Source organism: Bacillus sp. FSL K6-0972 (assembly GCF_037976035.1).
Taxonomy (GTDB): Bacteria; Bacillota; Bacilli; order Bacillales; family Bacillaceae; genus Bacillus; species Bacillus haynesii.
Genome location: NZ_CP150260.1, coordinates 1206356 through 1226995, shown reverse-complemented (window position 1 = coordinate 1226995; position 20640 = coordinate 1206356). Strand labels below are relative to the sequence as shown.

Annotated in this window: 12 protein-coding genes; 5 read left to right on the top strand and 7 right to left on the bottom strand. The window is 48.8% G+C overall.

The features are described 5' to 3' along the window. Positions 1-28: 28 nt before the first annotated feature. The 6 genes from sbcC to modA form a co-directional block, all read right to left on the bottom strand. Complete coding sequence (sbcC, locus tag MKX80_RS06140) at positions 29-3421, bottom strand: exonuclease subunit SbcC (protein WP_268342777.1); 3393 nt, start codon at positions 3419-3421, stop codon at positions 29-31. Continuing rightward, on the bottom strand, positions 3418-4599 hold the full coding sequence (gene sbcD / locus MKX80_RS06135) for an exonuclease subunit SbcD (protein ID WP_154994080.1): 1182 nt from the start codon (positions 4597-4599) through the stop codon (positions 3418-3420). Before sbcD ends, sbcC begins: the two co-directional genes overlap by 4 nt. A 65-nt stretch (positions 4600-4664) precedes the next feature. Further along, complete coding sequence (gene addA, locus MKX80_RS06130; RefSeq protein ID WP_268323926.1) at positions 4665-8357, bottom strand: helicase-exonuclease AddAB subunit AddA; 3693 nt, start codon at positions 8355-8357, stop codon at positions 4665-4667. Further along, positions 8344-11844 carry a helicase-exonuclease AddAB subunit AddB gene (addB, locus tag MKX80_RS06125; protein WP_268323927.1) on the bottom strand — a complete coding sequence of 1167 codons (3501 nt, stop codon included), beginning with the start codon at positions 11842-11844 and terminating at the stop codon, positions 8344-8346. The genes addA and addB overlap by 14 nt, the downstream gene beginning before the upstream one ends. 108 nt (positions 11845-11952) lie before the next feature. Continuing rightward, positions 11953-12609: a molybdate ABC transporter permease subunit gene (modB, locus tag MKX80_RS06120; RefSeq protein ID WP_154994075.1), complete on the bottom strand. Its 657-nt coding sequence runs from the start codon at positions 12607-12609 to the stop codon at positions 11953-11955. A gap of 8 nt (positions 12610-12617) precedes the next feature. Next, positions 12618-13373: a molybdate ABC transporter substrate-binding protein gene (modA, locus tag MKX80_RS06115; RefSeq protein ID WP_234113169.1), complete on the bottom strand. Its 756-nt coding sequence runs from the start codon at positions 13371-13373 to the stop codon at positions 12618-12620. Positions 13374-13613: 240 nt separating this feature from the next. On the opposite strand from modA, the gene MKX80_RS06110 reads away from it, so the two are divergent. The 4 genes from MKX80_RS06110 (at position 13614) to MKX80_RS06095 (ending at position 17508) form a co-directional block, all read left to right on the top strand. Beyond that, the gene (locus MKX80_RS06110; RefSeq protein ID WP_216929240.1) at positions 13614-14054 is read left to right on the top strand and encodes a ferritin-like domain-containing protein; all 441 of its coding nucleotides are present in this window, start codon (positions 13614-13616) and stop codon (positions 14052-14054) included. Between the two features lie 90 nt (positions 14055-14144). Further along, entirely contained in the window at positions 14145-14819 is a 675-nt protein-coding gene (locus tag MKX80_RS06105) for a response regulator transcription factor (RefSeq protein WP_268317747.1), read from the top strand. Further along, positions 14816-16183, top strand: a complete 1368-nt coding sequence (locus tag MKX80_RS06100; protein ID WP_154994069.1) for a HAMP domain-containing sensor histidine kinase — start codon at positions 14816-14818, stop codon at positions 16181-16183. Before MKX80_RS06105 ends, MKX80_RS06100 begins: the two co-directional genes overlap by 4 nt. Positions 16184-16266: 83 nt before the next feature. Further along, positions 16267-17508, top strand: coding sequence for a cell wall-binding repeat-containing protein (locus tag MKX80_RS06095; RefSeq protein ID WP_234112837.1), 1242 nt, complete (start codon positions 16267-16269; stop codon positions 17506-17508). Between the two features lie 20 nt (positions 17509-17528). Here the strand turns inward: MKX80_RS06095 and MKX80_RS06090 are convergent, their stop codons facing one another. Beyond that, the gene (locus MKX80_RS06090) at positions 17529-19289 is read right to left on the bottom strand and encodes an ABC transporter substrate-binding protein (protein ID WP_339228147.1); all 1761 of its coding nucleotides are present in this window, start codon (positions 19287-19289) and stop codon (positions 17529-17531) included. A gap of 115 nt (positions 19290-19404) precedes the next feature. On the opposite strand from MKX80_RS06090, the gene MKX80_RS06085 reads away from it, so the two are divergent. Then, positions 19405-20595 carry an MFS transporter gene (locus tag MKX80_RS06085; protein WP_234112835.1) on the top strand — a complete coding sequence of 397 codons (1191 nt, stop codon included), beginning with the start codon at positions 19405-19407 and terminating at the stop codon, positions 20593-20595. Positions 20596-20640: the final 45 nt, after the last annotated feature.

The window sequence follows — 20640 nt, the reverse complement described above, 5'->3', positions numbered from 1 at the left end:
AGAAGAAGGCTGCTTTTTGGTTATAAGATTAAATCATTTCAAGCGATACGGCTGTACCTTTGCCGCTTGGTTCAGCCGGATGGACGATCAGCTTTTTCGGCAGCCTTGCCCGAAGTTCCTGAACGTGGCTGATCACACCGACCGACAGATTGTCAGACTGAAGCTTCTCCAATGCAGTAACGACCGTGTCCAGCAAATCCTGATCAAGCGTGCCAAACCCTTCGTCCAAAAAGAAGAATTGGAGCGGATACTCTCCGCGAAGCTGGATCTGTGCCGAGAGTGCAAGCGCCAGTGCCAGCGAAGTCAGAAAGGTCTCCCCGCCTGACAGACTCGTAACAGGGCGCTTGACTCCGCCGTTGGCATCGTCCCTCATCACAAAGCCGCCTTCTGAGTCGACTTCAATCGCATAGCGCTGCCTTGTCAGTTCTCCGAGCCTTGCAGATGCGTCTCTTGTGACGCTTTCAAGCTGCTCTTCTGCCAAGTATTCAACAAAGCTGTTTCCTTTAAAGACGGCTTGGAGTTTATCAAGGCGGTCGATGTATGTCTGCCATTCAGCTAACGATGCTTCAAGCTCCTTAAACCTTTTATGGTTCTCGCGGATGACGGCGAGAGCTTTGCCGGCCGCTCCCCTTTCTTCCAGAGCTTTGCTGAATGCCTCTTCCGCCTTTTCTTTGGTTACGGCGGCTTTTTCCCAATTCTCCTCAGAAACCGATCTCCCGTCAAGCTTTTCCGTAATCCGCTTCATATTAGATTCGCACTGCTTTGTCTGATCCCAATACATTTGAATGTCTTCTTTCAGCCGGGACAGCTCATCGCGGTCTAAAATGCTCGCTTTCACTTCAGTGGCCTTTTCAAACGGTGTATCTCCGGCTTTTTCCTGCCAGATGTCCGCCGCTTTCGCAAGCCTTGCTTTCGCTTCGCGCAAAGCGAGCTCACACCCTTTTGTCTGTCCTCTTAAACGGCTGACCTCAGCTTCGGTCTCCTTGAGCCGTCCGTAAAGCGTCTGTTCCTGCTCGTGCAGCTTGGCCAATTGCGTTTTCACGTCTTGAAGCTTTTTGTCGATCGCGGCTGTATCAGGATAGCCCATCAGCTCTTTTTGATAATCGTTTATGTCTTTTTTGAGGCTTTCGACCGCATAGTGAAGGTCAAGCTTTTCTTTATCAAGTGCAAACAAGCGCTCGGTGAGCTTCTCTTTTTGCTGTTCATGTTTTGTGAGAAATTCGACGCTCGTTTCGATACGCTTTTCGAATTCCTCTGCGGCCAGATCTTTTTCTTCAATGGTTTTTTGCCATTTTTCAGCCTGTTCATAAGAGAGACCGTCGAATTGTTCGCCGAAGCTTTTTCGGCGTTCATTTAACTGGTCATTCAGTTCGCGGACACGGTTTTGAAGCCTGTTCTGCTCTTTTTCTTCATGGCTGATGCGCTCGCTGATTTGGTCGCGTTTTTTGCAAAACTCTTTATATGTGTGAAGGAGCTTGGCTATCCGGCTTTTTGTCTCGGCGAGATCCTGTCTGATTCCTTTCCATTCAAAGCTGATGCGGCTGTACCGTTCGGGAATGGTGCCTTCTTCTAACGATGCAGCGGTTTCAGGCAGTTCGTGTTTGCTTTTGACTAAAAACGGGCATTCGCTCACCAGGTGGTCGGACTGCTGTTCGAGCGCCACTTTGGCCGAGAGAAACTCCTGAGCCAGCGCGCCGGCTTCGGCGATGATGGCTTCCGTTTTTTCCAGTTCGGATTCCGCCTCTTTAAAGGACAGGCTTTCCGAGCTGGCGCGCGCCGGCAACTCATGATGTACAGATCCGCAGACCGGGCAAGGCTCCCCATCTTTGAGCTGCTTCGCAAGTTCGATTGCCAGCTGATCACGGTTTGCCTGTTCCCGTTTCGCCACAATCTCTTCTTTCTTTTGAGACGCGAGACGGACGGTCTCAGAGAGCGATCTGTCTGTTTCGCAAACGAGCGCATACGCTCGTTCGACAGCGGCAAACAATGCCTGGATGCGTTCGGTTTCATCCTTCACCTTTTTATCCACCGCTTGTTGTTCTTGCTGAAGCTCTTTGATCAGCGTCTCCTGCTGGTCAAGCCGTTCTTTTTCTATAGCGGCATCGCTGTTAAGCTGCTGAATGTGAAAAGCAAGCTGATTGGCATTCCGGCAGTTTTTGCGCTCTTCGCTAGATACCTGGACAGATTTCAGCTCAGCTTTCAGCTGATTTTGCTTGGCTGTCCCGCGTTCAAGCAGGCTTTTCACCTTAGCCAATTCGTCTGCCGCATGCTTGATTTCCTCTTCTTTCAAGCGCTGTTCCTGCTGCTTTTGCTCAGCTTCTGCCTGTGCGGCAAGCCGCTTGTTTTCAATTTCCTTTAAAGCGGTGAGCTGTTCTTCTTGCTTGAGAAGCTCCGGTTCTTTTTCATTTTTATGAAGCCTGAAATTCTCGTATTCGCGCTCTGTTTTTTTATGAAGCTCTTCGTATTGTTCTAATTGTTCCTGCGCTTGTTTTTCTTCCCGAAGTGCGCGTTCGGTATCTTCCCGCGCTGCCAGAAAGGCGTCTGCATAAGGCTTGAGCGTATTTGCCGTTTCGGCGAGGTGCAGGCGGCTTTCTTTTTCCCGGATCTGTTCCTTTTTCTTTAAAAGCTCCGCCTCTTTTTGTAGATAGCTTTCTTTTTCCTGCTGCAGATTCCAAATCTCTTGGTACTCCGCAAAGCGCTGCACTTCTGCGTCTCGTTCGCGCTTCTTGCTTTGCAAAAGGTTTTCGGCTTCTTCGAGATGCTGTTCGGCCTGCTTCAGCGCTTCTTCTCCCGCATCGCCCAATCCAGCCTGCTCGGCAAGCATCTCATTTTTTCTGGCCTGCGCTGTTTGCGCCTGTTTCTTCAGTTTTTTGACAAGCCTGTCCCCGTATTGTTCGAGATTGAACAGGCGCTGAAGCATTTGCCTTCGCTCCGCTCCTTTTAAGGAAAGAAATTCGGCGAATTTTCCTTGCGGCAGGACGACTGCTCTTGTAAAATCGTCGATCGTCAAGCCCAGCAGCTCTTCGATTTTCCGGTTCACTTCATTCGCTTTATCGGCCAGAACGATTTGTTCCTCTTTCATTTCAATGAAGCGGCAGATCGACGTTTTGACCTTGACGGCATCTGTCCGCTTAAAGACCCGTTCCACTTTATAAGCCGTCTCATGGCCTGTCTGCAGTTTAAACGTAAACGATACGGCAAGCTCATCTTCGGCATGGTTCAAAATGCCGTGCGTATTATTGGCGGCCCGCTCCACTTTCCCGTACAAAGCGAGAGTCATCGCATCAAGAATCGACGACTTGCCGCTTCCGGTCGGCCCGAAGATGCCGAATACACCCGCATCGCACAGGCGATCAAAATCGATGACCTGCTCCTGCCTGAAACTGTGCAGACCCTTAATAGACAGGGAAATCGGCTTCATGTTTCCTCCCCCTCTTCCTGTTCCGATCCTGAGGCGAGCTCCAGAAACAGCTTGACGGTTTCTTCATCGGGAACCGCTCCGCCGGTTTGTCTTTCATAAAACGCTTTAAACCGTTCTTCAATCGAAACGTTTCTGGACCGGGTCTTCTCTTCAGCCGACGCGGCTTCCTCAAAAACCGGACGAATATGGATGATGCCTTGATGCGCTTTTCTCAAACGGTGAATCTCTTCAATCGACAGCTGGTCTGTCAGATGGATTTCCAGGTCGATCCACGCGTTTTTATCCCGCTCTTCCTCCAGCCAGCTGTACACTTGGGAAATCCCTTTTTCCGCCTTCCATTTGACAAGTGGTTTTCCGCTCGTCAAAAAGACCTCTTCCCATGATGCTGTTTGACCGGGTGCGGCTTCGACAATGGTGACCGATTTTGCGTATCCCGCTTCGGAAAAACTGTAGGCAAGCGGGGAGCCTGAATATCTGGCAAGCGTGCGGGCTCTTTTGATCGTCTGCGGGCGATGAAGATGTCCCAGCGCCACATATGCGGCGTTTTCCGGCAGGCTTTCCGCAGCCACCGTATATGCGCCTCCGACTTCGATCGGCCGCTCGGAATCCGTCTGGCTGCCGCCCGCCACATAGATATGGCTTGCCGCAATCTGCACCGCATCCTTTCTCGCCTTGCCGCACATACGCTGAAAGGTTTGCTTGATTTTCTCATCATACTGGTCGCGCAGCAGCTTTTCATCAAATGTCTCAGACAGCACTTCATTCAGTCTGGACTCGGAAGGGTAGGCGAGCGCCGCGACTGACAGGATCTCCCCCGCAGAAGCGACTTCTATGTCAACTGGCTCAGTCCTCGGGTACCCGATCAAGTGGATGCCATGATCTGTCGTTAACGGAGAGGCCGCGGAAAGGCGGTCCGGATTATCATGGTTGCCGGCAATCACGACCACCGGACGGTTTCCTTTGTCAGATAAAGCGGAGAGGCTTTCATAAAAAAGCTGTTCAGCCAGTGCAGGCGGATTCACTGTGTCAAAAGCGTCTCCCGCCATGATAACAGCGTCGATCTTTTCATCTTTTACGATCCTTGTGAGCTCTTCAAGAAAGTCCTCCTGTTCCTTCAGACGGCTTCTCCCTTCAAGCGTTTTTCCCAAATGCCAGTCCGCTGTATGTAAAATTCGCATGTGTGCCTCACCTCTCTTTTCATTAAAGCTCCCCCCGAAATCGTCAGGGGGAAGCCGGCTTCATATTAAAATAAGAGCACGTGTCCTCCGTCAAAAAAGTACAGCGCACGCCCTTTGAGCGGCATTTTAATCATCGTTTCAACCGCTCGTGCATAAAGCTGAATCTGTGTTTCGTAACGTTTTCTTAAAATCGGTTCCGCTCCTTCAAAGCCGTTCCGGTATTTTCCGTGTATCCGGTCGGTTTTGTAATCAAGAAGGTAAAAACCGTCCTCCGTCTCGAATAAACAGTCAATAATTCCCTGTATCAATACAGGTTCATCGGCTGACTCGAGATCCGGATAAACCTCTTTGGCGGACAGCGTCATGTTAAACGGAACTTCCCGTTCGACGCGGCGGGCGCCGAGAAGCTTTTGTCCGATTTCCGTATCAAAGAATGCGAGAATATCGTCTTCGCCAATAGCTGCCCGCTGGTCTTCTGTTAACAGCTCTTTCTCAACAAGTCTGTCAAGGAGACTGCTGAGCTCATTCATTTCAGGCGTACGGGTCAGCGGAATATGCTGCATGACGGTGTGCATCGCCGTTCCCCGTTCGGCCGCAGTCAGGCCTTTTGCCATCATAAAGGACGGCCGTTTAAACAGGAAAGCCTCCTGGGATGGGCGGATCAGCGAACGGTCGCCGTATTCATCCTCATATTCCTTCTGTCTTTTCATTTCTGAGACAGACTGTTTTGTTCGGACTTTGGCGGCGTCATTGTATGGATATGACCATGTCAGCCGTTCTCTGACTTGTTGCTCATACTCAAACGAACCGTCGATCGGAAGCCCCATTTGAATTTGGGCGAGCCGGCCGTGTCTTTCTTCACCGGCCCGATCAACATCCTCAGCTTTCAGATCCGCGGCGGACAGCCAGCTGACCTGAAAGCGCGCAGGATGTTTACGGATCTCATCAATCACCGGCGGCGCTCCGGATTCATCCATATCTCTGTGTCTCATCAAAGCAGGTCCGATGAAATCCAGGTATGATTTCGCCTGAAACCGTTCATAATCCGGGAGCAGCCACTCAGACCCGGCCGCTTGTGACCGCCAGTCGGCAAGCAGCTTTTCTTTATCCTTCGCCGTCCCGACCAGGTACAGCTTTTCCTTAGCCCGGGTAAGGGCGACATACAAGACGCGCAGCTCCTCTGATAAAAGCTCGCGGCGGAGCTTTTTCTTCATCGCGATCAGCGGCAGCGTCGGATAGCTGATCCGCCACTTCGGATGGATAAACTTCGTTCCGAAACCGAGCTCTTTATCCAGCAGATAAGATTTGTTCAAGTCCATCATATTAAAATTCCGTCCGAGACCGGCGGTAAATACGACAGGAAATTCAAGCCCTTTGCTTGAGTGGATCGTCATCAGCCGAACAACGTCTTCCTGTTCGCTCAGAGCTCTTGCCGTACCGAGGTCATCGCCCCGCTCCTGCATCCGCTCAATAAATCTTAAAAAGCGGAACAAGCCGCGGAATGATGTCGATTCATAGGATCTCGCCCTGTCGTAAAGCGCGCGTAAATTGGCCTGCCGCTGTTTTCCGCCCGGCATTCCGCCGACATAATCCAAATACTTCGTATCCCGGTAGATTTCCCAGATCAGCTCTGCCACAGAGTGGTTTTTCGCAAACGCTCTCCACTTTTTGAGCAGGCCGTCAAAGCGGCGAAGCTTTTCGCTAAGCCTCTCGTCGCCGTCTGCTGCAACAAGGTATGCTTTCACCGCTTCGTAAAACGGCGCTTTTTTATCCTTGATTCTGATCAAGGAAAGCTCATTTTCGTCAAGACCCACAACAGGCGATCTGAGAACGGATGCAAGCGGGATGTCCTGATAGGCATTATCGATGATTTTTAATAAAGACAGTGTGACTGATACTTCTGTCGCTTCAAAATAACCCGTTGAGAGGTTCGCGTATACGGGAATCCCCTGCTGTTTAAACTCGTCCATAATTTGAGGCGCCCAAGGCATCGACCGTAAAAGCACGACAATATCACGGTACTGGATGTTCCGCGACGCTTTCGCTTTGGCATCATATACTTGAAATTTTTCTGTAATCAGCCTGCGGATTTGCCCGGCCATCGCTCTTGCTTCAAGCTGGACCGCCTCAAGCTCTTCAGCCTCTTCATCCGGCACGCCGCTCTGGTTTTCGATGAGCAGAAGCTCCGTTTTTGTCGCTTCGTTCGGCGGATAAGACGCGCCGAGCTTCAATTCGGCTTGTTCGTCATATTCGACTTCCCCGACCTTTTCTCCCATGAGCTGCTTGAATAAAAAGTTCGTGCTGTCCAAAATATCTGAACGGCTTCTGAAGTTTTTATTTAAATCGATTTTTTGGCCGGAACCCGAGCCATCGTCTGTAAAGCGTTTATATTTCGAGAGGAACAAAAGCGGCTCAGCGAGGCGGAACCGGTAAATCGACTGCTTAACATCGCCCACCATAAACAAGTTCCCCTCATGCTCCTCTTTGGCGACGAGCTTTAAAATCGCTTCCTGGACCAGGTTCGTATCTTGATATTCATCGACAAGCACTTCGTGGAACTGATGGCGGTAAAACTTCGCCGCTTCGCTCGGCACGGCCTCGCCCGCTTGGTTTTTCCCGGATAAAATCGCAAGGCAGTCGTGTTCGAGGTCTGAGAAATCGACGATCGCTTTTTCCTTTTTCGCTTCCGCAAACCGCTTGCCGTACTCCAGTACGAGCTGGACGAGTGTCTGAATGACCGGCTTCATTTCCCTCAGACTCTCAAGGTGTTGCTCGGGAGTTCGCGTAAAATAATCGCTTTTCAGCTTTTCAAGCTGCTTTTTCGCACTGTTGCGAAGGTCTGCCGCCTCATCAACCAATCGAGGATCGTACTCATCTCCTTTGCATGGCTTCAATCTTTGAAACGAAACAGCAGGCACAAGCTCATGCAGGGCTGAAAAATCATTCTGCTGCTGAATCAGCCTGTCAATCTGCGCTAAATCATCGAGGAAATTTTCGGCGCGCGGAGCAGGCCCCCCGGGCTGTTTTGTCAAATCAAGCGCACGCGTCAGCTTTTGCCGCATACCTTCCAGAACGAGTGCGATGTCTTCTTTAATGTAAGAATAAAACGGCAGAGCCTCAACTTTTGTATCTGAAGCAGCGTCATACAGATCAACAAATGTGTGAAGCCAGCCCTCAGGATCGGGATGCGAGCGGGAAAACTCGTAGACCCGCTTGACAAGATGCTGCAAATCGAGGTCATGACGGTCTGTCGTATATCTGTCCACAAGTTCGAAAAAGGCCGGATCTTGCTTTTTGTATTCTTCTTCAAACAGTTCATCCAGCACCTCATCGCCTAGCAGCTCGCCTTCCGTCTGATCGGCGATCCGGAAAGCCGGATCAACATCGATCATATAATAGTATTTGCGGATGACTTGAAGACAGAATGAGTGCAATGTTGATATGCTCGCTTTATTTAATAAAGCAAGCTGTCTGCGCAAATGAAGCGATCCCGGATTTTCGGCAAGCTCTTTTTCGAGCGCTTCGCCGATCCTGTGCTTCATTTCAGCCGCAGATGCATTCGTAAAGGTGACGACGAGCAGCCTGTCGACATCTACTGGGTATTCCTGATCCGTTATTTTCCGAATGATCCGTTCAACCAGCACGGCCGTTTTTCCGGAACCGGCCGCTGCCGCGACTAAAATGTCCCGGCCGGATGAGACGATCGCCTTCCATTGGTCATCAGTCCAAGTGCTGCCCTTCGGTTTAGAAATCTCCATCTGCCTCATCCTCCTTTTTCAGCCGCTCCAATATCACGTTGTCTTTTTCAGGTTTTAATATCCGATATTCATTTTCCTCAAGCGATTCGTCAAACTGGCAGAATGACCGGTACGAACAATATGTGCACGGTGTCCGGTCTTTTAGCTTGTAAGGCTCGATCGACACTTTGCCGTCTGTGATCTCCTCGCCGGCCTTCTGAAATGTCCGGCGGATATGACGCCTCAATACATGAAAATCCTCTTCTGCAACAACGTCAGAATCTGAACGGAGCGAACCGTCTTTTTTCAAACCGGCGCTGATGATGTTCGACCTGCCTTGTTCCAGTGTGGTGTCCATCAGCTTGACCGCTTCCTGGTCTCCCAAGAGCAGCCCTTTCATCTTGAACTTTTTGAAAATCTCTTTTTCTATCTCATCAAGGCCGAGCGGCACCGAAGCCTGGATCATCGGATCGTGCACATGAAAATAGAGCACGCCTGCCGGGGATGCTTTCATGCCGAGCCAATCGGTTGAATGCGTGATCGACAAATCGAGATATGTCAGCATTTGCAGGGCGAGGCCGTAATAGACCTCGGCCAAATCGAGGCCTTTATCGCTTGATTTATAGTCGACAATCCTAAGCAGCAGCCCTTTTGAGCTCTCCGCTTTATCCACTCTGTCGATCCGGCCGACAAGCTCCATCGTGCAGCCGTTCTTCAGTGTAAAACGCATTGGAGGAAGCGGACCTTTCCCCCCGAATCCGAGCTCTATGCCGACGGGAGCAAATCCGCTGGCCTTTGCATGCTCACTTAAAATGCCCGATACCCTGGCAATGATTTTTTGCAGCTTCTGCTTCACATAATGATGACGGTTCGAGCTGAGCAGAATCTCCTTTTGCAGTTTAGGCGCGAGCCGTTCGACCGCATCGCTTGACAAAGTCTCGCATTGGGCTTTCGTTAAGTCGCGCCAATCCATTTTAAGCTCGTGAAGACGGTCTGAAATCAGCTTCAGCGCCGAGTGGAACAGCTGACCGATATCCGGAGCTTCAAGCTTGAAAAATTGGCGTTCCTTCAGCTTTAAACCGTGCGAAGCAAAATGAGAAAACGGACAGGCTTTGAACGTCTCCATCCGCGACACGCTTCCCTGAATGTGCTCCCCGTACAAATCGCGGCTCACATGCCGGTTCAAGTTTTCAACCTTGTTTCTGAAAAACAGGCTGGACAGGATGTTTTGAGAAAAGATGCGGTCAGGCTCATTCATTAAAAAATTGTATGTACTCCACCATACATCGCTGATCGCATACTGCCTCGTCCAGATCCCGAGCTGCCCTGCCAAATGGCTCAAGGCGGCGCCTTTATTCACGAGAAATTCAAGCTGGGCATCATCGTCCAGCTGCTCGGGTTCATGAATCAGCATCTTTTCTTCGCCATCCGGGAACAGTTCATTCAGACGCTTCACCACTGTTGAAGGAAGCAGCGTCTTCCCTTCCGAATCCGCGATCGGATAGGAGACATATAGCTTTTCAGACGGGCTTGAAAGCGTCATATAGATCAGAAAATTCTCGTCCAAGAGCTGCTCTCGCCCTGTTGCCGCAAGCTGTGCGCCGTTTCGTTTCAGCCACTCCCGGTCATCGTCTGAAAGCACGCCGTCATCCGCAGGCCTCGCCGGAAGTATGCCGTCGTTTACACCGATGAGAAATGTGCATTTCGTGCCGTACATTCTTGAAAGGTCCATATTGCCGATAAACACTTGATCAAGTGCGGGCGGAATCAGCGCGAATTTCAAAGACTCCAATCCGGTTTCGATCATTTGCTTAAATAAAGCAAACGATATCCGCTCTGTGCCCATCATTTCAACAAACTCGTCCAACAGTTGAATAACGGCATCCCATACTTGCTCATGCTGGCGCGACTCGGCAATCCTTCCGCTTTCTTCGGCTAGCCGCCTTTCCTGTTCAAGCTTCATCGGAACATCGGCTTCTTCAAGATAAAGGTAAACGGCTTCGGCCATTTCCCTGACTGTTTCAGCTTTTTTCAAGCGCTTCTGCAGCCTGTGAATCGGCGGAACGATCCAGCCCTTTAGTTCATTGAGCATATTTTCCGTTTCAATCTCTTTGTCTGTCTTGGCAAAATCCTCATCCAGTGAAGCGTATCTTCTGTAAACAAACGGATCTTTGCTTGTCCATCTGTCTCCTTTAATGCCATACGCAATACAGTAGTTTTCAAGCTGGTCAATCTGTTCGCGCAGCCGTTCCTTCGGTTGTCCTTCCGGGAATAAAAGTTCCGTTTTAACACAGCGGAATACCGCTTCATACCGCCAGTTTCCTTTAATGATATCAAGCGTCGAACGGATCAGCTCAATAAGCGGATGATTTTGCATCGATTCCTTGCCGTCTATGAAAAAAGGAAGTTCGCAGTCTTTAAAAACTTCTTTTATCGTATCTTTATAATCTTCGACATTGCGGGCGATAACGGCGATATCCCTGAGCCGGAAACGGCCCTGGCGGATTAAAGAATGAATCTCGCGCGCAATTCCTTCAATCTCGGTTCTTCTGTTCGACGCCTGCATGATGCGGAGCGATTCCGTCCGTCCGGGATACGGTTTTGCAGGCCTTTCGTCAAAATAGCGTTCAAGATGCTGAAGCTCCGGATGATGTTGGTGCCGTTTCGTCTCTTCCAGCCGCACTTCAGACGGATCAAGGCCGAGTTCCTTCGCCTTCTGGTAAAGGTCATAGTACGCCTTCCCGGTCATCCTGAACAGATGGAGATCATTCGGGCTGTTGGCCGTAAACGGCTTATCAGCCGTCAGCGAAAACGTGATCTCTTCCGCATGTACCATCAGCTGTTCTAGTACGCTCATCTCCTGAGGCGTAAATTGATGAAATCCGTCCACATAAACGGCAGCGTTTCTAATCTCATCCGCATACGGAATCTGCTCGGCCAAAAGCGTCAAATAATCTTCAGATTGAACATATTGATTCTCCAGATTTTCCTCAAGCTTGCTGTACAAAATATATAAGTCGTGCAATTTATCGGAAAGAATCCGTTCATCTTCGTATTCCGACTTGCCCGTCCCTTCCATCATGTCCCGGATGCTTTCAGGTTGCAGACAGTGCCGTTTAAATTCGGTCAGCATCCGTTCCACCTGCTCCGTAAATCCGCTTTTATCGCTTGCATTTTGATAGACTTTAAACTCGCCCTTATGCTCTTCAATCAGTCTCCGCAGCAGCATCTGAATGCCCGTCCCCGTCAAAAACGGCCGGTTCATGCCTCCGGTATGTTGGAGCACTCGCCAGGCAAGCCTTGAAAAACTGTACACCTGGGCGCGGATGGTTCCGCCCAAATCGGGTGTTTTGCTAAGCTCGTATTCCATTAAAAACGTCATTTGATCCGGGACTAGAAAAATGATCGGTTTTCCAAGCGGTTCATTGCGAAGTTTTTCTCTGATTTCATTCAGGATAAAGGTCGTTTTTCCACTCCCGGATCTGCCTGATAAAAATACTGCTCCCACTAAGCCCGTCTCCTTTCTGTTTCTTACTCTTATTCTATCGAAACATCTGCAAAATAACCATTCTCCAAAACTGGGAAAAAACCGTATGAGCACTTGCACCCCATACGGCTATTTTTGCTTGAACTGCACAAAAAACAGCATCAAAAACGAGATGATCGCGATAGAGGCGACCCACATCCATGCCAGCGTCATATTCCCCGAATCGATCGCCAAGTATATCGCCGTCGGCACCGTCTGCGTCACCCCCGGGATAATGCCCGCAAACATCAGCGTTGCGCCAAACTCGCCAAGCGCCCTCGCAAAGCTGAGCACAACCCCCGTCATGATTCCATTTGATGCAAGGGGAACGGTGACAAAGAGGAACACCCTCCATTCGTTTGCTCCGTCAACCCTCGCGGCGTCCTCGATGTCGCGGTCGACAGCCAGAAATCCTGATTTTGCAGACTGATACATTAACGGGAACGCGACAACCGCCGCAGCGATCACGGCTGCCCACCAGGTAAAAATAACCGGTGCTTGAAATACATTTTCAATCAAACGTCCGATCACGCTCTGCCTTCCGAAGATCACAATCAAAAAGAATCCGACAACGGTCGGCGGCAGAACGAGCGGCAGCATCATCACTGTCTCGATAACGGACTTGCCTTTAAAGTTTCTGTTCGCCAGTAGCCTCGCCGCAGCAGTTCCAAACAAAACGGCGATGATGCCCGCTGCGGCTGATACTTGGATGGAAGTTTCAATTGGGGAAAAGAATTCCTCAAGCATAACGGAGGTCAGCCCTTCTTAAATCCGTACTTTTCCATTGCCTTAACGGCTTCGTCGCTTTGCAGGAATTGATAAAATTCCTCAGACTGTTCCCTGTGCTTTGTATTTTTTACAATTCCGAGCGGATAGACAATCGGTGTATGCAGATCGCTTTTCGCCGTCTCTACGGTCTCGACCTGATCTGATGAAAGGGCGTCCGTCCGGTAAACGATTCCGGCATCCGCGTTGCCTGTTTCGATATAAGAAAGGACCTGCCTTACATCTTTACAGTAGACGATTTTAGATTGCACATTAGACCATACGTCAAGGTTCGTCAACGTTTCTTTTGCGTATTTTCCGGCTGGCACTGATTCAGGTTTGCCGATCGCAAGCTTTTCGACTTTGTTATCCGCCAAATCTTTGAAGCTGTTGACATGCTGGTCTTTCCCTTTCGGAACGATCAGCACCAGACTGTTTTCGACCAGCTTGACAGAGTCTTTTTTGTCAATTAAACCTTGATCAACTACTCTATTAAATTTGTCTTCAGCAGCAGAAAAAAACAAATCAGCAGGAGCGCCCTGTTCGATTTGCTGCTGCAATGCACCCGATGAACCAAAATTAAACTTTATAGTGACATTCGGATGATCTTTCTCATATACGGAGGAAAGTTCTGTTAATACATCCTTGAGACTCGCAGCCGCAGAAACTGTAATTTGAACTTTTTCAGACTGCCCCTTGGCTGATCCCCCTTTTTCCGCTTGGCAGCCGAACAAAACAACCGACATCAATACAGCCAGAGCCGTCAATATTGTCTTTTTCAATCGTCTCACTCCATTTTGATATGTATGTCACTAATTCGGCACTAACAACCATTTTACGTCAAACTTCATTTTTTTAAAATAGATTGCGCTCACCCCACACCATTTTGACACATATTCGAGATGCGTCCTTCCCATAGGCACATGCCAGCAGCGACTTACATATAATGACAGGACGATAAAATATAAGATGTTGAGGTGAAAGACATGTGGTATGTTCAGCCGTATCATCCCGCCTATCCCGCCAGGCAAAACGACAGGCTGATCAAAGATCTTGAAAAAGCGGTAAACGGAGAGCACAGCGCGGTTGTCTGCTATCAAAAAATCGCACAAAAGGCCCCGGATTCTGAAACAAAACAGCAAATTTTAGAAATCAGACAAGATGAAATCCGCCACTTTAATGCGTTCCTAACATTTTATACGTCTCTTACCGGTCGCAAGCCTGACATTTCCATTACGGAGCCTTGTCCGGAACAGTATCGGGACGCGCTGGAGTCCGCATTTAAAGATGAGCAGGAAACGGTCGATTTTTACTTGGACATCGCAGACTATGTCAAAGACCGGACGATACGGGAGGCGTTCAAGCGGGCGGCAGCTGACGAACAAAACCATGCAGTCTGGTTTTTATACTTCTTGTCAAAGAGGTGATCCGGTTCGTCCCGCCTTGATCAATATACCCTTATAGGGTATATTTTTAAAATAGCGGACTTATATTTTGATTAAAGAGGTGCTAAAACATTGAACGTGCTGCTTGTCGATGATGAAATCAGGATGCTCGATCTGCTGGAGCTTTATTTAGAACATTATTCGTGCACAAAAGCCGCCACCGGAAAAGAAGCCCTGGATTTAATAAGAATGCGCAATTTCGATCTTGTCATCCTCGATATTATGATGCCTGAAATGGACGGATGGATGGTTTGCCAAGAGATCCGAAGATTGACAAGCGTTCCGATTATCATGCTGACGGCAAAAAACGGGCAGGATGACATTGTGCGCGGACTGAACTGCGGTGCAGACGATTATTTAACAAAACCGTTCAGCGAAAAAGTGCTGCTTGCCAGAATAGAAGCCGTCCTGCGCAGAACCTGCCGGTTTCATGAAATCCGGTTCCGCGGTTTAATCTGGAATAAACAGCATCATACCCTGCATGTCAATCACCGGGAAATCGGCATTACGCCAAGTGAATTCGATCTGCTCGGAACGCTCTTAAACCACATGGATCAAGTGCTTTCCAGAGACCAATTGATTGAGAACATCTGGGGATTCAACTCTGATATCGAGCCCCGCACCATCGATTCGCACATGAGAAATTTGCGAAACCGATTGAAAAAAGCGGGTTTTCCGGTTGAAGACCATCTCCAAACCGTCTACGGCGTCGGCTACAAATGGACAAGCAAAGGAACCAGAGCATGAAAAAGATTTCATTTAAGCTCGCAGGTTCATTTTTCATTATAATCCTTTTCATCGAAGCCATCCTTTTTGCCACGCTGTATACAACGATTGTCAACACGAGAATAAACGAAGAAATCCGCGCGCTTCAACTAAGGGGCAACAGCCACAGAGACGTCCTCGAAAAGCATTTTGACAAAAGGACGATAGACCACGTCACCCTGATGGAAACCGAAGCCCGGACAAACGTGATCATCACGGACCAAAATAGACGCGTATTGGCGCAATCTGCCTCGGGAGACATGACGGAACACCTTCATTTCGAAGAAAAAAACATCCCGAGGAAAGGGACCGCTTTATCTTCCCATTGGAATACATCAAAGTACATTTGTACGATCAGTCCGATCATGAACGGACGGGAAACGGCCGGCTACGTCTTCATGTATTTGGAGACCTCCTCGATAAAAGCCTTGGTGGCAAGCATTACGAAGCGGTTTTTCCTCAGCTTCGGCTTAACCGGCCTCTTAACGGTCGCAGCTATTCTTTGGTTCAGCCGCGTTTTAGCGAAGCCGATAATTAAACTGAAGGAGGCAACCGAAAGCATCAAAAACGGTCAAGCTTCGATTCCGCTTGATATCAAAAGGAATGATGAACTCGGCGAGCTCGCCGCATCGATCGAAAGCCTTTCCTCAAATCTCAGCAGGCTTCAAAAAGAACGAAACGATTTTCTGTCAAGCGTCGCTCATGAGCTGCGGACTCCAATTACATATATAAAAGGCTACACAGATGTCGCGATGAGAGATAAGCTCGAACCACAAGCCAGAAATCAGTACTTGTCGATCATCAAAGAGGAAGCGGACAATTTAAACACCCTTGTTGACGATTTATTTTTGCTGACAAAACTGAAACAGCCCGGATTTCAAATCAGGAAGAAACAGGTTCACCTATACACATTCGTGAAAAAAGAAGTTCAGAAAGCGGCGGTCGCTTTTTCGGAAAAACGAATCAGACTTTCGTTCGACATCCCGACGGATCTATATGTCACAATCGATGAAGTCCGCTTTTCACAAGTGATCTCAAATTTGCTGAACAACGCCCGCCAATACTCCGATCCTGATTCAACAGCGGCCGTCACCGCATCAAAATTAGAGGACCAGGTCAAGATTACGGTAGCGGACGAAGGCTGCGGCATTCCGGAAGAAGAACGGGATTATATCTTTGAGCGCTTTTACCGAGTCGATAAGTCGAGATCCAGACAAACCGGCGGTACCGGGCTGGGCCTGGCCATCGCGAAAGAAATCGTCGAGCTTCATGGCGGTCAGATTGCAGTAAAAAACAGAACCCCGAAAGGAAGCGAATTTATCATCACGCTGCCTTCTGATGTGTAACAAATATCGAGATGTCTGCACCAGTTTTGCACATTTCCCGGGTATACTACTCAGTAATCTGAACCAAAAAGGGGGAAAACACCATGAAGTTGAAATCCGGTTTACTTTTTGTCATGCTTGTTTTCGCGCTTCCGCTTGCAGCATGCCAAAATTCCGGCTCAGGAAACACGGGCGAACATGAGGAGCATCAAACGATGGATCATTCGGAGAAGAAAGAAAAAGACGCTGCTTCTCTTCCGAGTGATTTCAATAAGCGGGCGGAAGAAGGGATCCTGGTGAAAAACACAAAGAACACGACAAGGCTTGACGCGAATACACCGGAAGAAATGAGCATCAAAACCTCTCAAACGATATGGCCGGCCACTCATAAACAAAACAGGCCGGGCGCAGTGATTTTAGTTTCGGGCGGATCATGGCAGGCAGCTCTTGCATCAGCTGATTTGATCCATCACCCAAATAACGGACCTGTTTTAATCGCGGAAAAAGGGAAAATCTCCGGGCAGATTCAGAATGAAATCAAGCGCTTGAACCCGACGGGCACTTCAGACGGGACGCAAATCATGGCTGTCGGAGAATTCGATTCAAAAGCGCTTCAAGCGTTGAACTCTTTTAAAATAAAAGAGCTGAAAGGGAAGAACGCGGCTGATCTGGCAAAAGAGATTGACAAAGAATACGCCGATGCAGGCGATGAATATCCGAAGAGCGTCATCATCGGATCATCCGAAGATGATGCAGAACTTTATTCGCTCCCAGCTGTAAACTGGATCGCCCACATGCCTGAGCCGATCCTGTATGTGAACAAAAAAGGCATTCCCGAAGAGACGGCTGAAGCCTTAAAAAAAAGAGACGGCAAAGCAAACATCTATATTCTCGGCCCTAAAAAAGCGGTTTCTGAAAAAACGGAGGATGCATTAAAGGAATTCGGAACAGTCAAAAGAATTTCCGGAGACACTCCTGTCGCAAACTCAATTGCGTTTGCGAAATTCAGCGATAAGAACACCGGCTTTGGCTGGGGAATCACAGATCCGGGACACGGACTGTCCTTCGCATCAACGGCTGCGCCTGAGCTGGCGCTTGCCGGAGCACCTTTTTCCCATTTAGGAAAACACGCTCCCCTGCTTTTACTCAAAAATGGACAGGCAGACAGCACACTATACAGCTATCTATCCGAGATCGAGCCTTCTTTTCAGGACAGACCGCAGGACGGCCCATACAACCACGCCTTCATTCTCGGATCGGAAAATGAGATTTCATTTCGGACACAAGGCATTCTTGATGACATTCTGGAAATTAAGTCCGCTCATGGAGGACATTCGGGTCATTAAGAGACACAATGAAAGGGCTCTTACAGAAGAGCCTCTTTTTTGTACCAGATGCCGTAAAAATCAATCCACCCTTCTTCGTTCAGCGCAATGCCTTGAATAGCTTCCCCCGCTTTGACGCGTATATTGTTTTGATAAAGCGGAATCGCGTAAACATCTTCTGCCAGGGCGCTGTCCGCCTCACAAAGAAGGCTGATCCGCTTGGAATGGTCATCAATAAAACGAAGCTCATCCCTCATCAAGGCGGACTTCCTCTGCCATTCCTCCGGCAATTGAACGTGTAAAAAGCTGTTTTCCGTTAAAAAGAGGTGAAGCCAGCTCATTTCTTCTGAACGGCTGAATGTCGCACTGTCGTGAATCAAATCGGCTTTGGCGATCACTTCTTCCTTCATGAGCTCATCCGCTTTCATATAACATACCTCTAGTGCAATACCGTACCGCCTGCACCTCTTTTGTATCCATGACGCGTCCTCCCGGTGATCCGGTTCAGAATACGTATAAAGCAGAAGCGGATCGCCTTTGTAATGGCCTTCCGCAAGCAGCTTGCCGATGTCGTCCCCTGATTCAGGCGGAAGATCCCGGTTTAAAAAGCCTCCCACCGGGGCCGTCCGTTGTCCGGCTAATTCATCGACCATATCAGAAGGGGAAATGATTTGCCGCAAAGCCTTCCTGAACGCCTTATACCCGAGAGGCCCCGATTTGTTTGCATTCAACGAGAGGTACTGAACATTCCTTTCCTCATGCCATTTATCCCAAACCCGGTTTTGTTCTTCTTTTTCCATATAAAAACCGTAGTCGACCGAAGAAACATCCCCATCCATATACCATAGTTCGATCCGGTCTAAAAAAGCCCGCCCTTTAAAATATCGCTCATGCGCTTCAAGCATAAGAATCCGGTCATCCCGGCGGGCAAGTCTGAAAGGCCCCGTCCCGATCAACAGCCCGTCATTCTGGTGCCGGTTTAAAATAGACAGCCTTTCATCGCAGAGATGATGCAGAAACAGTGAGTTTTTCGCCTTTAAACAAATATCCAAGCTATGTTCATCCCTGACGGCAACATTTTCGATATCCTCTGTGAGCCATTTGCATTTATTTACATCATCCAGCATAAAACGCTCAAACGAATATTTAACATCTTCGGCCGTCAATGCTGTGCCATCATGGAAATAGATCCCTTTCCTCAAATAGAACGTCCACGTTTTTTGGTCGTCGTCACATTCCCAGTGGTGGGCAAGATGCGGCATAAAACCTCCTTCCTCTTCATTAAAACGGATCAATGTATCACATACCTGCTTAACGATATGGCTCTCTGAACGCAGATAAATACGGCACGGATCGAGACGCTTAAAATGCTCAGGCTCCATCGCTGTCATAAGCCTCAGCACATCTTTTTGCTTGCTGCCCTCCGATTCGGTCTGAAAGCCGAAAACGCGCTCAAGCCAATCTTTATATGACGACAATGCACCCGGACATGAATGCTGATATGCTTCGAGAAAGTATTTCGCCCGGTCGATTTTACCTTCTTTCGTATCATTTTTCGCCGTTTCAAGCAGCAATTCACAAGGTGCTTTTAAAAAGCGGATTTCTGATTTGTTTCCTCTTCCCCTTCCCCTTCTCCAAGTAATCCATTGTAAATCTTCAAGTTTCGCTAAAATCAGTTTTGCGTTCCTCGGTGTGCAGTATAGAATTTCCGCAATTTCATTGACTGAAATCTCTTCTGCCTTCTCTCCGCTTTCGCATTTTAATCCGGCGGTGAGTTCCATGTAATGCTCGATCGGTTTCATTTCCGTTATCCCCCGCTTTTAAAAAGGGGAAATTTCTCCCCAGGTTTTCTGTCCTTTTTACTGATGATTTCCCATTTTACACTAATTGCACCGCTATGTTGAAGGAGGATATGAAATGAACCGTTTAAAACAAAGGTACGGTTCCCCTGTGCTGATTTGCTTTTTCGGAGAGTTCCTGACCGGAGTAACAGGAGCTATGCTCGCCCCTTTCCTCCTTTTTTACCTGTATGATGTGTTGGGAACCGGAGTATTGCCGGTGATGCTTGTCATCGGAGCAAGACCGCTGACCGAGGTCGCGGTAACGCTGGCCGCCGGAGGACTGACGGACCGGATCGGAAGACGGAAGGTCATTCTGGCAGCGCTTGCCTTTCAGACCGTTTCAGCCGCCGGTTTTATGATGGCGGATCATATTTGGCTGTTCGCCTTTTTTTATGTGCTGAACGGCATCGGAGGAGCTTTGTACATCCCTGCGCAGCGGGCCCAGATAACGGACAGCACCGAAAGCGGGCGTCGCTCTGAAGTATTCGCTGTCCTTCATGCCATTGAAGGGTTGGGCGCGGCGGTCGGTCCTGCCGCCGGCCTTGCAGTTTACTCCTATGAGCCAAGCCTGATGTTCGGCTTTCAGGCATGTGCATTTTGTCTGTATTGGCTTGCTGTTTATTTTAAAATGCCCGAGGCATGGCGGTCAAAAAAGCAAAAGGAGCTTTTGGAGAGGGAAAATCTTCTTTCCGCAAAAAAGGTATTTCTTCATCATCGTCCGGTTTTGACCTTGATGTTCTTGTCGGTCCCCGTCAGCCTGTTCTATGCTCAGCTGGAGTCCAACTACCGCCTTTATCTCGAAACTCTTTTTGACGATTTCTTATTCACCTTGACTATTTATACCGTCTGCCGCGCCCTTCTTAGCATCACAATGCAAATTCCGCTTGTCAAATGGACGGAAGGACTGAACATCAAAACGATCGTTTCCATATCATACATATGCTACGCTGTGGCAGCGATTGGTTTCGCTTTTTCATCATCGATCTTTTGGCTGCTCTCGACTGCCGTTTTATTTACGGCGGCAGAAAGCATGCTGTTGAATCACATGCAAACCTTTGTCTCGCGCCTTGCTCCCGATCATATGCGGGGCAGATATTTTGCATTTTTCGGCCTGCATTGGGATATTTCCCGGACAATTGGACCTTTTTTAGGCGGTGTGATGTTCATCAAGTTCGGCGGGGCAACGCTTTTTCTTGCCATTGCAGGAATCGTGGCAGCCGGGGGGATTGCACAATATCGCGCAGTGTCCCGGTTAAGAAAAAACTAACCCTTTCTAGTACCTGGTACTAGAACAAAGTGCTATAATAGAAAC

Coding starts and splice junctions, on each gene's coding strand:
- MKX80_RS06100 (WP_154994069.1), top strand. CDS start 14,816: ATGAAAAAGATTTCATTTAAGCTCGCAGGTTCATTTTTCATTATAATC.
- MKX80_RS06095 (WP_234112837.1), top strand. CDS start 16,267: ATGAAGTTGAAATCCGGTTTACTTTTTGTCATGCTTGTTTTCGCGCTT.
- MKX80_RS06090 (WP_339228147.1), bottom strand. CDS start 19,289: ATGAAACCGATCGAGCATTACATGGAACTCACCGCCGGATTAAAATGC.
- MKX80_RS06085 (WP_234112835.1), top strand. CDS start 19,405: ATGAACCGTTTAAAACAAAGGTACGGTTCCCCTGTGCTGATTTGCTTT.
- modB (WP_154994075.1), bottom strand. CDS start 12,609: ATGCTTGAGGAATTCTTTTCCCCAATTGAAACTTCCATCCAAGTATCA.
- addA (WP_268323926.1), bottom strand. CDS start 8,357: ATGGAGATTTCTAAACCGAAGGGCAGCACTTGGACTGATGACCAATGG.
- sbcC (WP_268342777.1), bottom strand. CDS start 3,421: ATGAAGCCGATTTCCCTGTCTATTAAGGGTCTGCACAGTTTCAGGCAG.
- sbcD (WP_154994080.1), bottom strand. CDS start 4,599: ATGCGAATTTTACATACAGCGGACTGGCATTTGGGAAAAACGCTTGAA.
- modA (WP_234113169.1), bottom strand. CDS start 13,373: ATGTCGGTTGTTTTGTTCGGCTGCCAAGCGGAAAAAGGGGGATCAGCC.
- MKX80_RS06110 (WP_216929240.1), top strand. CDS start 13,614: ATGTGGTATGTTCAGCCGTATCATCCCGCCTATCCCGCCAGGCAAAAC.